Origin of the sequence: Curtobacterium sp. MCPF17_002, from assembly GCF_003234115.2 — a bacterium.
Lineage (GTDB): Bacteria > Actinomycetota > Actinomycetes > Actinomycetales > Microbacteriaceae > Curtobacterium.
In genome coordinates, this window is record NZ_CP126251.1 from 3,188,014 (window position 1) to 3,202,472 (window position 14,459).

At 72.5% G+C, this 14,459-nt stretch carries 18 protein-coding genes; 12 read left to right on the plus strand and 6 right to left on the minus strand.

Features of this window, described 5'->3' with window-relative positions; genetic code table 11:
- Window positions 1-73 precede the first annotated feature (73 nt).
- Complete coding sequence (locus DEJ28_RS14875; RefSeq protein ID WP_092094820.1) at window positions 74-364, minus strand: metal-sensitive transcriptional regulator; 291 nt, start codon at window positions 362-364, stop codon at window positions 74-76.
- 81 nt (window positions 365-445) lie between these two features.
- Between DEJ28_RS14875 and DEJ28_RS14880 the strand changes: the two genes are divergently transcribed.
- The 11 genes from DEJ28_RS14880 to DEJ28_RS14930 all read left to right on the plus strand — a co-directional run bounded on the left by DEJ28_RS14880 (window position 446) and on the right by DEJ28_RS14930 (window position 6,897).
- Window positions 446-1,639, plus strand: a complete 1,194-nt coding sequence (locus tag DEJ28_RS14880) for a helix-turn-helix transcriptional regulator (protein WP_111117028.1) — start codon at window positions 446-448, stop codon at window positions 1,637-1,639.
- A 160-nt stretch (window positions 1,640-1,799) separates the two neighbouring features.
- On the plus strand, window positions 1,800-2,267 hold the full coding sequence (locus DEJ28_RS14885) for an Asp23/Gls24 family envelope stress response protein (RefSeq protein ID WP_111117029.1): 468 nt from the start codon (window positions 1,800-1,802) through the stop codon (window positions 2,265-2,267).
- On the plus strand, window positions 2,264-2,455 hold the full coding sequence (locus DEJ28_RS14890) for a DUF2273 domain-containing protein (protein ID WP_071291129.1): 192 nt from the start codon (window positions 2,264-2,266) through the stop codon (window positions 2,453-2,455). Before DEJ28_RS14885 ends, DEJ28_RS14890 begins: the two co-directional genes overlap by 4 nt.
- Window positions 2,452-2,766 carry a hypothetical protein gene (locus DEJ28_RS14895; protein WP_111117030.1) on the plus strand — a complete coding sequence of 105 codons (315 nt, stop codon included), beginning with the start codon at window positions 2,452-2,454 and terminating at the stop codon, window positions 2,764-2,766. Before DEJ28_RS14890 ends, DEJ28_RS14895 begins: the two co-directional genes overlap by 4 nt.
- Window positions 2,767-2,775: 9 nt before the next feature.
- Entirely contained in the window at window positions 2,776-3,351 is a 576-nt protein-coding gene (locus DEJ28_RS14900; protein ID WP_111117031.1) for a DUF6286 domain-containing protein, read from the plus strand.
- Window positions 3,348-3,911, plus strand: coding sequence for a hypothetical protein (locus tag DEJ28_RS14905; protein ID WP_111117032.1), 564 nt, complete (start codon window positions 3,348-3,350; stop codon window positions 3,909-3,911). Before DEJ28_RS14900 ends, DEJ28_RS14905 begins: the two co-directional genes overlap by 4 nt.
- Window positions 3,912-3,997: 86 nt before the next feature.
- Window positions 3,998-4,171, plus strand: a complete 174-nt coding sequence (locus DEJ28_RS14910) for a CsbD family protein (protein ID WP_111117033.1) — start codon at window positions 3,998-4,000, stop codon at window positions 4,169-4,171.
- Between the two features lie 109 nt (window positions 4,172-4,280).
- Window positions 4,281-4,697 carry an MFS transporter permease gene (locus DEJ28_RS14915; protein ID WP_111117034.1) on the plus strand — a complete coding sequence of 139 codons (417 nt, stop codon included), beginning with the start codon at window positions 4,281-4,283 and terminating at the stop codon, window positions 4,695-4,697.
- A gap of 125 nt (window positions 4,698-4,822) precedes the next feature.
- Entirely contained in the window at window positions 4,823-5,362 is a 540-nt protein-coding gene (locus tag DEJ28_RS14920; RefSeq protein WP_111117035.1) for an RNA polymerase sigma factor, read from the plus strand.
- Window positions 5,352-6,164, plus strand: coding sequence for a hypothetical protein (locus tag DEJ28_RS14925; protein ID WP_146248916.1), 813 nt, complete (start codon window positions 5,352-5,354; stop codon window positions 6,162-6,164). Before DEJ28_RS14920 ends, DEJ28_RS14925 begins: the two co-directional genes overlap by 11 nt.
- Window positions 6,165-6,243: 79 nt before the next feature.
- The gene (locus tag DEJ28_RS14930; RefSeq protein WP_258368232.1) at window positions 6,244-6,897 is read left to right on the plus strand and encodes a gamma-glutamylcyclotransferase family protein; all 654 of its coding nucleotides are present in this window, start codon (window positions 6,244-6,246) and stop codon (window positions 6,895-6,897) included.
- A gap of 110 nt (window positions 6,898-7,007) precedes the next feature.
- Here the strand turns inward: DEJ28_RS14930 and DEJ28_RS14935 are convergent, their stop codons facing one another.
- From DEJ28_RS14935 to rimK, 4 genes are all read right to left on the minus strand, one after another.
- Entirely contained in the window at window positions 7,008-7,976 is a 969-nt protein-coding gene (locus DEJ28_RS14935) for an NAD-dependent epimerase/dehydratase family protein (RefSeq protein ID WP_111117037.1), read from the minus strand.
- Window positions 7,977-8,112: 136 nt separating this feature from the next.
- Window positions 8,113-10,857, minus strand: coding sequence for an alpha/beta fold hydrolase (locus DEJ28_RS14940; protein ID WP_111117038.1), 2,745 nt, complete (start codon window positions 10,855-10,857; stop codon window positions 8,113-8,115).
- The gene (locus tag DEJ28_RS14945) at window positions 10,854-11,927 is read right to left on the minus strand and encodes a 3-oxoacyl-ACP synthase III (RefSeq protein ID WP_111117056.1); all 1,074 of its coding nucleotides are present in this window, start codon (window positions 11,925-11,927) and stop codon (window positions 10,854-10,856) included. Before DEJ28_RS14945 ends, DEJ28_RS14940 begins: the two co-directional genes overlap by 4 nt.
- Before the next feature lie 67 nt (window positions 11,928-11,994).
- The gene (gene rimK, locus DEJ28_RS14950; RefSeq protein WP_111117039.1) at window positions 11,995-13,173 is read right to left on the minus strand and encodes a 30S ribosomal protein S6--L-glutamate ligase; all 1,179 of its coding nucleotides are present in this window, start codon (window positions 13,171-13,173) and stop codon (window positions 11,995-11,997) included.
- 119 nt (window positions 13,174-13,292) lie between these two features.
- On the opposite strand from rimK, the gene DEJ28_RS14955 reads away from it, so the two are divergent.
- Entirely contained in the window at window positions 13,293-13,778 is a 486-nt protein-coding gene (locus DEJ28_RS14955; RefSeq protein WP_111117040.1) for an ATP-dependent zinc protease family protein, read from the plus strand.
- A 28-nt stretch (window positions 13,779-13,806) separates the two neighbouring features.
- On the opposite strand, the gene DEJ28_RS14960 is transcribed toward DEJ28_RS14955, so the two are convergent.
- Window positions 13,807-14,448, minus strand: coding sequence for a TetR/AcrR family transcriptional regulator (locus DEJ28_RS14960; RefSeq protein ID WP_258368235.1), 642 nt, complete (start codon window positions 14,446-14,448; stop codon window positions 13,807-13,809).
- Between the last annotated feature and the right edge of the window lie 11 nt (window positions 14,449-14,459).

Consider the following 14,459-nt stretch of genomic DNA (forward strand, 5'->3'; position numbering starts at 1 on the left):
GTGGTTCCTTCGGTGTTCAGGACGGGCAGGACGGGCAGGACGGGCAGGACGGGCAGGGCCTGCAGGACAGGGGTCAGGAGCGGACGAGCCGCGCGATGGCCTCGCTCGCCTCGCGCACCTTGGCGTTCGCGGCGTCCCCGCCCTCGGCGACCGCCTCGGCGACGCAGTGGGACAGGTGGTCCTCGAGCAGGGACAGGGCGACCCGTTCGAGCGCCCGGTTGGCCGCGGAGATCTGGGTGAGGACGTCGATGCAGTACGTCTCGTCCTCGACCATGCGGGCGATCCCCCGGACCTGCCCCTCGGCTCGGCGGAGTCGCTTGAGCAGGTCGTCCTTGTCGCCGATGTAGCCGACGTGTTCGTGCATGCTGGCCTCCACGGTCCTCAATACGGTACCCCCCTAGGGTATTCCTTCCGGCCTCCGGTGCAACCGTGGCATGATGCGCGGATGACCGCCTCGTCGACGAACGGCTTCCGCCGGCTGCGGTTCACCGACGGCGAGGGTTCCGACTACGCGGCCATCTTCGAGGCCGAGTACCACGGCTCGGACTTCGCCTCGGACACCTTCGCGACCGAGGACGCCCGGTACGAGTACACGGTCGTGGGCGACGACGACCTCACCCTCCGGACGATGCGCGCCGAGGGCGGTCGACGCGGCGGGGTGATCGGACCGCGGGACGACCACGTCGTGTTCTGGCTCACGAAGGGTCGGCTGGAGATGCACTTCGCCGACCGCTCCCGGACGGTCGAGCCCGGGAACCCGTACATCGCGTCGGCCTCCGAGGCGTACCGCTTCGAATCCACCGGGACCGTCTACAACGGCGTGCACGTCGCCGACCGGTTCCTCCGCGAGGTCGGGAAGGACCTCGGCTACCGGCTGCCCGCCGGTCCGCTCCTGTTCGACCAGCAGGACGAGGTCATCGCCCGGCGGGAGCCCCTCCGCCACCTCATCCACGAGGTCGGCCCCCTGCTCGTCGACGAGCGGGTCCTCGGTCGGATGCGGACGGAGCTGAACCGCCGCCTCGCGGTCGTCGTGCTCGACACCTTCCCGGTCCGGGACCGCGGCACCGACGTGCCCGTGGCGAACCGGCTGCGGGACGCGATCCGGTTCATCGAGGCACGCGCGTCGGACCGCCCGTCGGTCCCGGAGATCGCTGCGGCGTGCGGCCTCAGCCAGCGCGGGCTGCAGGACGTGTTCGCCCGCACGCTCGACTCGACCCCGCACCGGTTCCTCCGCGACCACCGGCTCGACCGCGTCCGGCAGGAGCTCCTCCGCAGTGACGGCTCCGAGGGCGTTTCCGCGGTCGGACGCCGGTGGGGGTTCACCAACCAGGGCCGCTTCGCCGCCGCGTACCGCGAGCGCTTCGGCGAGGACCCGGCAACGACGATGCGTGCCTCGCTGGCCGCTCGGCCCGACACCGGTCGTGCGTCGTGGCGGCTCCGACGCGCGCTCGCCTTCATCGAACAGCACGTCGACGACGACCTGACGTTGCAGGAGATCGCCGATGCGGCCGGCCTCCGTCCACGACGGCTCCAGCAGCTCTTCCAGGAGGAACGGGGCGAGTCCCCGACAGCGGCCGTCCGTTCGATCCGTGGTGCGTCCGGACGCAACGGCGCGGCCGGAATCCGCGCTGCGGACTGACCCACCCACCCCTCGGGGTACGCCAGCACTGGGATCGGGCCGTTTCTCTGACAGTCACCTGAAACCGATCCCCCGTCCGTGACGAACGTCTCGTGAGCCCCGTCTCATCCGTGAACAGCGACCGCTGGGAACACCCGGCGGGACATCGGAAGGAACGAACATGGCTGACTCCACCACCACACCGACCGCCGCCACGAGCTCCGTGAGCCACGCGACGACGATCGCGACCGCGACCGACGGTGTCACCGGCAAGACCGTCATCGACGACACCGTCGTGTCGAAGGTCGCCGGCATCGCCGCCCGCGAGGTCAACGGGGTCCACTCCCTCGGCAGCGGCACCGCCCGTGCCATCGGCGCCCTCCGTGACGCCATCGGCCAGCGTGACTTCGGCCAGGGCGTCAAGGTCGAGGTCGGCGAGAAGCAGGTCGCCGCCGACATCGTCATCGTCGCCGAGTACCCGGTCGCGCTCCAGCAGGTCGCCGACGGCGTCCGTGCTGGCGTCGCCCGTGCACTCGAGGAGATCGTCGGCATGGAGGTGGCCGAGGTCAACGTGACCGTCCAGGACGTCTTCATCCCCGGCGACGACGACGACAAGGACGACGAGAAGCAGGAAGCGCGCGTCGCATGAGCAACACACTGATGGGCGCCCTCATCGGCGCCGTCCTCGCCGTCGTGGCACTGCAGTTCGGCTTCTGGGGCTTCGTGCTCGTGGTCGTGTTCGGAGCGGTCGGGGCCCTCGTGGCCGCGCTCGTCACCGGCCGCATCGACCGCGGCGCCCTCGCCGACGTGCTCACCGGGCGCCGGAGCTCCCGGTGAACGCCGGCCCGGACGTCCCGGGCCGCGTCGAGATCACCGCGCGCGCACTGACCTCGCTGGCGCGGGCCGTCGCAGCCGAACGGCTCGGCGCCCCCGCCAAGCGCGTGCGGGTCGGACTCGGTGACGCGTCCGGCGCACTCTCCCTCGACATCACCGGCCCGATCGCGGCGGGCGACGACATCGTCGGCCGCTCCGCCCGGGTCGCCGAGGAGGTCAAGGGCCGCGTGGGTGACCTCACCGGCCGTCGGGTCGGCAGCGCCCACATCGAACTCACCGGGATCGTGCGCGAGCACGTTGCCCGGACCCGGTAGGAGACCATCATGAGCAACGGTTCCGTCGAACGACGCATCCGTCGCAGGAGCGTCCACCGCTCCCGCTCGACCGCCGTGGCCGTCGCACTCGTCGTGCTCGTCCTCGTCGCGGCCTGGATCGGCACCGAGTCGGTCCTCCGGGCGATCGGACGGCCCCCGCTCCTCGCCGACCCGCAGTCCGTGGTCGACGCGGCACTCCGGCCGGACGCGGCGTTCGTGACGATCGCCGAGGTCGTCGCCGGCGTGCTCGTCGTCCTCGGGATCGTGCTGGTCGTCCTCGCCGTCGCGCCGGGTCGCCGGCACCGCTCCGTCGTCGAACACGACCGCGGCGCCGTGATCATCGACACCCGCATCGTGGCGTCGACCGCGGCGAACGCGGCCGGCACCGCGGCGGGCGTCCCCGAGGGCAACGCCTCGGCGACGGCACGTGGCCGCAGGACCGAGGTCCGCGTGGTCCCCGTCACCGGCGTCCCCGTCGACGAGAGCGTCGTCCGGGACGCGGTCCGCGAGCGCCTCAGCGGTCTCGACGAGCGATTCGGGCGCAGCATCCGCGTCCGGGTCGAGGAGAAGGGAACCCTCGCATGACCAAGAGCAACCGGACCCTCAACCGGATCATCCTCCTCGTGCTCGGCCTCGTCGCCGTCGTGGTCGGACTCGTCATCGGCGCGGGCGTGCTGCCCGCCGTCCGCGACGCGACCGCCCCGTACGTCGACCTGCCCCGAAGCCTCGACGTCCCCGCGTCCTCGCTGTGGATCATCGCCGGCGCGTGCGCCCTCGTCATCGTGCTCGCCCTCGTGTGGGTGTGCACCCGCGGCGGCGGCGGGACCTCCGTCGCAGTCCGGGATCGATCGGGCGACGACGCGGTCACCGTCAACGTGGCACTCGTCCGCGACGTCCTCGACCACGAGCTGTCCGGCGTCCGCGACGTCGTCGGCTCGCGTGTCGACACCTACCTCGTCCGCCGGCAGCGTGCTGCTCGGATCCGGGTCGCCGTCCGCCGCGGCGGCGACGCGGTCACCGTGCTCGACGCCGTCGACCGGGCGGTCGCGGTCCTGGACCGCACCCTCGGCCGCCAGGTGCCGGTGCTCGTGCACCTCACCGGCGGTACCCGCTCCGCACTCGCGAAGCCGACCCGCGTCCACTGACACCCGTCAGCCGGACGCACCCCGGGCCTCCAGGCCCATCCCGCACCACCCACCGGGCGCACGCCCGACCGACGAAAGGACCCCTCATGGGACTCGACGACAAGATCAAGAACGCCGCTCAGGACCTCGCCGGCAAGGCGAAGGAAGCACTCGGCAACGCCACCAACGACGACTCCAAGGTCGCCGAGGGCAAGCAGGACCAGGCCGCCGCGAGCGTCAAGAAGACCGGCGAGGACGTCAAGGACGTCTTCAAGAAGTAGGTCTCACCACCGCGTCGGGGCACTCGCGCAGTCGAGTGCCCCGACGCGTCCCGGCGGATCCCGAACGAGGAGGAACCATGCAGCACGACCCGAACGTGCAGGCGCGACCGTGACCACCGCCTGGTCCGGGAACCGCCGGACGAAGCTCCGTCGGCCCCGGCCGCACGGGGTCTGGATCGCGGGCGGCATCGGTGTCGTCCTGGTCCTCGGCACGGCACTCGGCGCGTTCCTGCCCCTCGTCGGGTTCCTCGGCGCGGTGACCGCCACCACGTCCGGGCTCGTGCCGTTCCCGTTCGTGCGCGTCACGCTCATCGCGATCGCCGGGTCGGTGATCGTCCTCGGACTCCTCACCCTCGCAGTCACCCGACGACACACCGCGACCGCCGTCTCGGCCGTCGTGCTCGCCGTCCTCGTGAGCATCGCCGTCACCCTCGTCCCGATCGTCCTGGTGGCCATCGGGTCCGCGGACCGCGCCGGCGACGTGTGGCCGATCGTCGCCGAGCTCTGGGCCCGGTTCACCGGCTGACGAGCCCGCCGGTGCCGCCCGAGGCACCCCGCCGCATCACACCTGGATCACGACGTGGACGACTCGCGTCGTGATCCTTGTCATGTTCGGCGATCCCTCGACATTGTTCAGGTGAAGGGAGCACCGTGGACAACAGCGCAGATGACGACGCCGGCCTCGCACGGCGCCTCGCCTCGGGGGACAGAGCAGCACTCGCGACCGCGTTCGACCGGTTCGCGCCGACGCTGACCCGGTACGCGTGGGCGATCGTGGGCAGCCGGTCGGACGTCGAAGAAGTCGTACAGGACACGTTCCTGACGCTCTGGCAGCGGGCCGACGGCCTCGAGCTCCCCACCGGCACACTGCTGCCGTGGCTGCTCGTCGTGTGCCGCAACCACGCCAGGAACCTCGGACGTCGGAACGCGAAGCACACCGGCGACGAGCTGCCCTTCGACCTCGCCGCACCCTCGGACACCACCGAGGCTTCGGAACAGCTCCGTTGGGTGCGTGACGAGATCGCCACGCTCCCGGACACCGACCGCAGGATCTGCGAGCTCTGCCTCCTGCAGGGGTACTCCTACGCGGAGGCCGCCCAACTGCTCGGGCTCAGCGTCGGAGCGGTCACCCAGCGGGTCTCACGGTCCCGCCGACGACTCAAGAAGGCGGTGACGCACGATGAACACTGAACCCCCCGAGGGAGACGACCTGCAGCGCATGCTCGTCTCGATGAAGCAGAACGTCCTCGAGCGGGCCACCCCTCGCCCGAAGCGACGCGGCCGTCGCACCGGCATCGCGATCGGCGTCGTCGGGGTGCTCCTCCTCGGCGTCGCCGGCGGTGGGGTCGCGCTCGGCCTCATCCCCACGGCGATCACCGCCGAACCCGCTCCGACGGCGACGTCCACCGCGGAGCCGACACCGACCGAGACCTCCTCGGGAGCGCCGGTCGTCGGTCGCCCGACGCCGACCGCGACGCCCGCTCCGACGTCGACCCGGCCGCCGTACTCGCTGTCCGATCCGTCCACGTGGACGATCTCGGGCAGCGAGGTGGGCCCCATCGCCCTCGGTGGGGCCGTCGCCGACGAACTCGACGATCTCGACAGTGCGTACGCACGCGAGGTCGAGAACGCCTGCCCGAACCCGAACGTGGCGACGTTCACCCGGACGGACGGGCCGGTGGTGACGGTCATCGAGACGAACGGCGTCGTGGCGGCGGTCGCGATCGGGAACGACATCCCGTCCGACGGTGTGGCCCCGACCACTGCCGAGGGCCTCGGCACGGGGAGCACGATGGCCGCCCTCCGCGAGGCGTACGCCGACCTCACGTTCGTCCCGTCCGACTACGGTGCGACGCCGGACAGTGACTTCCCGCAGTGGACGATCGAGCGGAACGGGTTCCACATCACCTTCGTCGAGGACGCGTCGACGCAACGGGTCGGACTCGTCTGGATCAGCGCGCAGGCGCAGGCTCCCGGCGAGTTCTGCGGGTGACGCCGCCGGACTGGAGGCGCGGATCACGCGAGCCGATCGGCTCGCGTGGTCCGCGCCTCCAGTCCGCTACTCTCGCGACGTGAAGCGTCTCTCCCCCGGCCAGCGCTGGGTCCTCGGTCTGGGCGCGTTCGCGCTGGTCTGCATCCTCGTGGGCATCATCGCGATCGCCATCGGTGTGGCGAACGGGAACGCGATGTGCGGACCGTTCGACGACGACGGGTTCCCCGAGCCCTGCCCCGGCGACACCTCCGGAGTCGTCTGGGGCACCGTCTTGGGCATCATCGGGCTGCTGCACCTCGGGCTGACGGGCGTCGCGGGAGCCCTCGTCTGGACGTCGACGCCCACGATCGGTCCGAAGCCGATCAAGCGGCCCGCTCCCCTGCCCGGCCAGACGCAACGGGTGTTCTCCTACGGCACACTGCGGCAGCCCCTCGTGCAGGAGTCGTTGTTCGGCGGGCACGTGCCGACCGAGCGGGATGCACTCCCCGGCTGGCGACTCGACTGGGTGACGATCACCGATCCCGAGGTCATCCGGACGAGCGGGTCCGATCGGCACCCGATCCTGCGCCGGGGCACTGCAGCCGACGTCGTCGAGGGCTCGGTCCTCGCCCTCGGGTACGAGTGGCAGCTCCGCGCGGTCGACCGCTACGAGGTCGCCGACTACCAGCGCATCCGGGTGACGCTGGCCTCGGGCCGGACGGCCTGGGTCTACGTGGCAGCCGACCAGGCCTGACCGCCGCCGGGGCGACCGCCCCGAGACTCGGCGCTTCGGACAGTTTCGCGCCGTCAGAGCGCGAGAAGTGACCGCCCAGCCGAGACTCGGCACACGGCCTGCGCACGGCGTCAGCGCGCGGCAGCCAGGCGCGACAGGCCCTCGTCGATCGACACCGTCGGTGCCCACTGCAGGTCGCGACGCGTGCGGCGCTGGTCGAACCAGTGCGCCGTCGACAGCTGCTCGGCGAGGAAGCGCGTCATCGGCGGCTCGTCCTCCCCCGGGCGGACCCGCCAGACGACCTCCACGAGCGACCCGGCAGCGCGGGCGACCCCGGCGGGCACGTGCACCCGCGGCGCCGGGACCCCGGACGCCTCGCAGATGCCCGCGAGCAGCTCGGCGACGGGCCGAGGCTCGCCGTTCGTCACGACGTAGGCGTTCCCGTGCACCCCGTCGTCGGCGGCGTGGGCCAGCGCGGCGACCATCGCGGACGCGGCGTTGTCGACGTAGAGCGTGTCGATGAGCGCGGCACCGGAGTCGAGCAGCGGCAGCCGCCCCTTCCGTGCCCGGTCGACGATCCGCCCGACGAGCTGCGTGTCGCCCGGCCCCCACACCAGGTGCGGCCGGACCGCGACGACCGCGAAGTCCGGGGCGTCGGCCTCGAGGGCGATCAGCTCGGCAGCGGCCTTCGTGCGGGCGTAGTCGCCACGGGCACGCGCGGGTTCGGCCGGGCCGGCCCCGACGCCGACGAGCGACGACCCGGTGTGCGCGACGGACGGTGAGGACACGAACACGAGCCGTCGGACCCCGGCCCGGCGGGCGGCGTCGACGAGGGCCCGCGTGCCGTCGACGTTGACGCGGACGAAGTCGGCCGGGTCGCCCGCGAGCGACACCTTCGCGGCGAGGTGCACGACCGCCTCGACGCCGTCCACCGCACGCGCGAGCGCTTCGGCATCGGTCATCGAGCCGAGCACGTCCGTGACCCCGGACACCCCCGAGGGTCGGCGCTGGAACGTCCGGACCTCGTGCCCGGCATCCCGCACGGCCGCAGCGGTCGCCCGCCCGAGGAAACCGCTGGCCCCGGTGACGAGGACGGTCACGGCCGGACCATCCTTCCGCCGGAGAGCACCGACGCCGGGCGGGGTTTCGCGCTGAGCGACAGTTCACGCGTCGCACGACGCGTGAACTGTCGCTGAGCGCGTGAGAACGCTGCGCACGCGCCGGCGCACGCGCCCGTCACGGCCGGACCATCCGTCCGCCGGACAGCACCGACGCAGCCCACCGCGACAGCCGTGCACGGTCGACCTTCGAGTTGTGGCGGATGTCGGTCGGCAGCACGGGCACGGTGAGGACCGCGGCGAGCGGGATCCCGGCCGCAGCACGCACGGCAGCGGCGAGCACGGGCTCGGCGAGGGCCGGACGACCCGGACGCCGACGCCGACCGCGACCGCGACCGCGACCGCGCGGGTCACTCGTCTCGACGACGGCGACGGCCTGCTGCGTCCCGCTCGGCCCGATGCCCGCGAGACCGGCACGGCCCACACCGTCGACGCGCTCGATGCGCTGCTCGGGTCCGACCGGTGTGATGACTCCGAACGGGGTGGTGAGCACGTGTTGGAGCCGTCCCTCGACCCAGAGCCGCCCGGCCGCGTCGAGGTGTCCGACGTCGCCGGTGCGGTGTCCGCGGGGATCGTCCACGTCGAGCCGGGACACCCGGTTCGTCCGCCAGAGCCGGTCGTACCGCTCCCGCACGTGCGGCGCCGCGACGACGATCTCGCCCGTGACGCCGGCTTCGGCGGTCAGGGCTCCGGTCGGCTGCCCCGTTGCGTCGAGCGGGGCGATGCGGACACGGACGTTCGCGGCGGGCTGCCCGACGCAGATCCCGTCGTCGGCAGCGGCAGCAGCGGCGCGCACCCCGTCGAGGTCGACGTCCGTCATGAGGAGCCCCTCGGTCATGCCGTAGGGGGTGTGCGCGCTGGCGTTCGGCATGAGCTCCGTCGCCGCGGTCAGCAGCGCAGCCGACACCGGAGCGCCCGCCGACAGGAACAGCCGCACGCGGCCGAGCGCCGCACGCTCGGCGTCGGTGAGCACGGACGCCGTCGCCACGACGTTCGCCAGCGCTGCCGGTGACAGGAACACCACGGTCGCGTCAGCAGCCGTCACCGACGCGGCGACCGCCGTCGCCGTGAGGGTCCGGGGCGCGGTGACGTCCATGTCCGGCGCCACCGAGCGCGCACCGAGCGCCGGTCCGAGCAGGGCGAACGGTGCGAACCCGGCGACGAGTCCGGTGCCGACACCGATGTCGTACTGGGTCGCCAGGGCATCGCGAACGGCGCCGAGCTGGCCGTGCGTGTACACGACGCCCTTCGCCGGACCGGTCGACCCGGAGGTGAACAGGACCGCGGCCGGAGCGTCCGACGACGGCGCGTCCGGCAGTCCGGGACCGGCCGCGAGACGACGGCGTCCGACCCGGGCGACGTCGACGAGCGTGTGCTCGACCCGCAGCGCCCGACGTGCGACTGCCGGCAACGAGACGGTCGCGATGCGACGGCCCGGCCACCCGAGCGCGCGTGCGGCACCGAGACCGGGCAGGGCGCCGATGATCCAGTCCGGGCGGGCTCCGCGGACGGCACGGGTCAGCCCGCGCAGCCCGAGTCCGGCATCGGCCACGACGACGACCGCGCCGATGCGCACGCAGGCGTACAGGACGGCGGTGAGGTCGGCTCCCGGCGTGACGAGCAGCGAGACGCGGTCACCTGGGCGGACGCCGAGGTCGACGAGTCCGGCTGCGATCTCCTCGACCCGGCGGGCGAGCAGCCGCCACGAGACGGTGCGGGTGCCGCCCGGTGCGGCCATCTCGACGAGCGCGGGCTCGTCGCTGTCGCGCAGGTCGTCGAGTGCCGCCCAGAGCGGGCGGCTCGCGTCCGACGGCTCCGCGGCGACGGCCTGGAGGCGCGGCTCGGCCCCGACGGGTGCGTGGCCGTCCGGCAGGCGGTCACCGAGCCACTCGAACACCGTCCCGGCGACGTCGGCGTCGTCCGGAAGCAGGTGGCCGGCACCCTCGAAGCGGTGCACGTCCGCCTGCGGCAGCCGCTCGGCGAGGTCGTCGAGGTACCGCTCGAGGAACACCGGGTCGCGCGGGCCCCACAGCAGGAGCGCGGGGACCTCGAGCGCCGCGACGCCCGCCGCGATCCGGTCGAGTTCGGGCGCGCTCGGGTGCGCCTGGTCGACGGGGATGTCCGCGACGAACCCGCCGATGCCGCCGCGGCGTGCGGCTCCGCGGTACGGCGCCCGGTAGGCGTCGGCGGTCACGCGGTCGAGCTTCGGGTGCGCGATCGCGAGGGTGGTCTCGAGGAACGCCGGCGTCAGGACGGTCGCACGGCCGAGGAGTCCGGGGCGGAGCGCCAACCGGAGCGGCGCCGGGATCGGGGCGTCGGCGGGCTGGTGCACGGCGGTGTTGCACGTCGCGACCGCCACCACGAGCTCCGGGTGGTCGACCGCCCACCCGAGGGAGACGACGCCGCCCCAGTCGTGCCCGAGGGTGACCACTGGGCCTGCGAGTCCGAGCTCGTCGGTCAGTGCGCCGAGGTCGCGGACGCGTTCGGGCAGGCCACGCTGCTGCCCGGTGCGCTCCGAGAAGCCCATGTCGAGCTGGTCGACCGCGATGACGCGCCACGCCGGGCCGCCACTGCGGGCGATCTCGAGCGACCGCGCGGCGACGGACCGCCACAGGTACGACCAGGTGGGGTTGCCGTGCACGCAGAGCAGGGTGCCCACCGGACGCACGCCGAGGGCGTCCAGGGAACCGGCCGTGTCGAGGAGGTGCCAGGTCCGCTCGGGGCGATCCGCGCCTCCCGGCCGGTCGCCCGTCGTCCCGGGGACCGTCACGAGACGGGACCAAGCCGGGTCGAGTCCGGGCAGGGGCGGCGGGAGCGTCGCCGGAGCCGCAGCAGCGGCGACGCGCGGGAGGCTGGACCTCACCAGCGCAGTTCCATCATCGCCGTGTTGATGCCGGACCCCACGCCACCGAGGAACACCCGGTCGCCGCGGGTGATGCCGCCGTTGGCGACCTCGTCCGCGAGGGTGATCGGGATCGACGCCGGCCCGACGTTGCCGAAGCGCTGGTACGTCGTCGGGACCTTGGCACGCGGGATGCCGATCGCCTCGACGAAGGCGTTGGTGTGCACGTCGGAGACCTGGTGCAGCACGTACCGGTCCATGTCGGCCCAGTCGAAGTGCGCGCGGGCCTCGTTCCAGGCCGCGACCACGAGCTCCATGCCGCCCTTGAGCAGCATCTTCGCGTCGGTGAACATGCCGTCCACGCTGCCGACGCACAGGTCGTACCACTGCGTCGCGGCACGGGTGACGCCACCGATGATGGGGTGTCCCTCCGGGTGGGCGTCGGACGGGCCGAGCACGGCGGCCGCGGCACCGGACCCGAGGGTCAGGCTCGCGAACTCGCTCATGAAGTCCTTGCGGTTCCGGCCACCCTGGTTGAGGCGGTCGATCGTGTTGAGCTGCACCTGGTCGGCGTCCTCGCCGTCCACGACGAGCGCGTACTTGATCTGGCCGGAGTCGATCATGCCGGCGGCGACGCTCATCGCGTTGACGAAGCCGAGGCAGGCGTTGGCGATGTCGAAGTTGATCGCCGAGGTCGGCAGGCCGAGCCCGTGGTGCAGGCGGACCGCGACGGACGGCTCGAGGTGCGGACGGGTCACCGACGTGTTGATGAGGAGGCCGATGTCCTCCGGGCGGACACCCGCCTCGGCCATCGCGCGACGGCCGGCGTCGATCGCGGCATCCTGGAAGGTCTGGCCCTCGCCCCAGTTGCGGCGCTCGGTGACACCCGCGACGCGTTCGAGCAGACCCATCGGCAGGCGGAGTCGACGGAGCACCCCGCGGAGGCGTGCCTCGATGTCCGCGGAGGTCGTCACCCGTTCGGCCGTGGTCGTCGCCACGGACAGGAGCGACACGTTCTGGTGCTTCGCCGTGGCGTTGCCCGGCCGCTCCGGATCGCTGCTCGTCGACTGGTCGACCGGCCGTTCCGTCATGATCGTCACCGACACATACTTCCGCATTCCGGCTGTGCGCGCGATCCGGGTGCGCTGAACGGTGTCGTCAGGCGTCCTTCGGGAGCTTCCGGACCCGACTCCGGCGGCGCCGGCGGTCGGGGACCATCGACCGCATCTCCTCGAGCTTGCCGAAGCACAGCAGTCGGTCGCTGGCCTGCAGCTCGACGCCGCTCCGCGGGTTCGGGATCACCGTCGCGCCGCGGTGCAGGGTCAGCACCGTGATGTCACGGTCCCAGAGGCCGGACTCCTTGATCGTCTTCCCGACCAGGTCCGCGTTGGTGTGCACGAGCAGTTCGGCCACGCCATACCCCGTCGAGACCGTCAGCCGCTGGCGGACGTCGATCTCCGGGAAGGCGACCTGGTTGCCGATGAAGTCGATGATCGCGCCGGCGACGTCGAGGCCCGTTGCCCGCTCGATGCCCTCCAGCCCGGGCGAGGAGTTGACCTCCATCACGAGTGGGCCGTCGTTGCCCTCGAGCATGTCGACGCCGGCGACCCGGAGGCCCATGATCTGCGCCGAACGGACAGCCGCTTCTTCGTACTCCGGCGTCAACGTCACCTTCTCGACCGTCCCGCCGCGGTGCACGTTCGACCGGAACTCGTCGCCGGACGCGCTCCGCCGCATGGCCGCGACGACCCGGTCGCCGACCACCAGTGCCCGGATGTCCTTGCCGCGGCTCTCCGAGATGAAGGACTGGATGAGGACGTTCTGCTTCGTCGAGTGCAGCGTCTCGACGATGGACTCGGCGACCTTCTCCTCCGGCGCGAGGATCACCCCGATGCCCTGCGTGCCCTCCAGCAGCTTGATGACGACCGGTGCGCCGCCGACCCGCTCGATCGCACCGCGCACGTCGGCCCGGCTGTTCACGAACGTGGTCGCCGGCATCCCGATGTGGTGCCGGGACAGGATCTGGTTCGCCCGGAGCTTGTCGCGCGAGTTCGTGATCCCCGTCGCCGTGTTCGGCGTGTACACGTCCATCTGCTCGAACTGCCGCACGACCGCGGTGCCGTAGTACGTGATCGAGTTGCCGATGCGGGGCAGGACGGCGTCGTAGTCACTGAGGAGCTTGCCGCGGTAGAGCAGGTCGGGGTCCTCGCCGGACAGGTCGATGGCGAAGCGCAGGGTGTTGAGGACCTTCACCTCGTGCCCGCGGTCGATCGCGGCGGCCCGGAGGCGCTCGGTCGAGTACGCACGCGGGGCGCGCGACAGGATGGCGAGTTTCATCGGTGCTGCTCCGCGGGGTCCTGGATCTGGCGGTGGGCTGTCTTCGGCGGCGCGCAGTCGTCGACGACGCTCCATCCAAGCATGCGGACGCACGTCCGGGCATGCGCCAGGATGGGCGCATGGCCCGCGCTCCGAAGTCCCCGAACGGCGGTCTCGTCGTCGCCGGGTGGCGGGAGTGGGCCGGGCTGCCCGACCTCGGGATCCCGTGGATCAAGGTGAAGCTCGACACCGGCGCCCGCAGCTCCGCGCTGCATGCGTTCGACCTCGAGGAACTCCCCGGCGATCGGGTGCGGTTCTCACTGCACCCGTGGCAGGACACCGACGCCGACGCCGTCACCGTCGAGTGCGACGTGCACGACCGGCGCACCGTCCGCAGTTCGACCGGGCACACGCAGGAGCGGATCGTGGTCCTCACCGAGATGACCCTCGCCGGGCGTGTCTTCCAGGCCGAGGTCACGTTGAGCAACCGCGACCAGATGGGTTTCCGGATGCTCGTCGGTCGTGAGGCCCTCCGTCAGGGGTTCCTCGTCGACCCGGCGCGGTCGTTCATGGCCGGACGGGCACCCAAGGAGATCCGCCGCCGCAACCGCGGTCGCGCCGCCTGACGTCGTTCGAGGTCTCGCGACACGCCGCTCAGGTCCGCCGAGATCGCACTTCGGGTCGCCCGGGGGCGCGCGATGCGGCAGGAAGTGCGATCTCGGCGCCCGGGGCGGGGCCGGCCACGCCGGCGTCGACCAGGGCCGCGGCGACCTGGCGCGCAGTCTCGGTGCCGAGCGCCGGGTCGCGGAGACGCATCGCGAGGTACCCCGACACGACGAGCAGCAGCTGGTCGGCGAGCGCCGCCGCACCATCGTGGACCAGCGGCATCGCGAAGCCGACGAGACGGCGACGCAGGGTCCCGGTCTCGAGGTCGAGGACGGCGCGGACGTCCCCGGGGGTGTCCGCGTACTCGGCGGCGGTCCCGAGGAACGCGCACCACCGAGATCCCGTCGGCGTCGAGCGGTAGGCGTCGAGCGCGTCGAACACCGACAGCAACCGCCCTCGGTCGTCCCGGGCGGCCTCGGCCGCACGGTCCCATGTCCGGGCCCAGTCGTCGTGCCGGCGCCGGAGCGCGGCGGCGACGAGGGACTCCTTGCTGGGGTAGCCGCGGTAGAGCGTGGCGCTGGAGATGCCGGCGCGTTCGAGCACGGCGTCGATCGGCGTCGCGGCGATGCCCTGCGTGAAGAAGAGCTCCTCGGCGGCGTCGAGGAGCTTCTGCTCGGTTCCTGGACGCATGACCACACCTG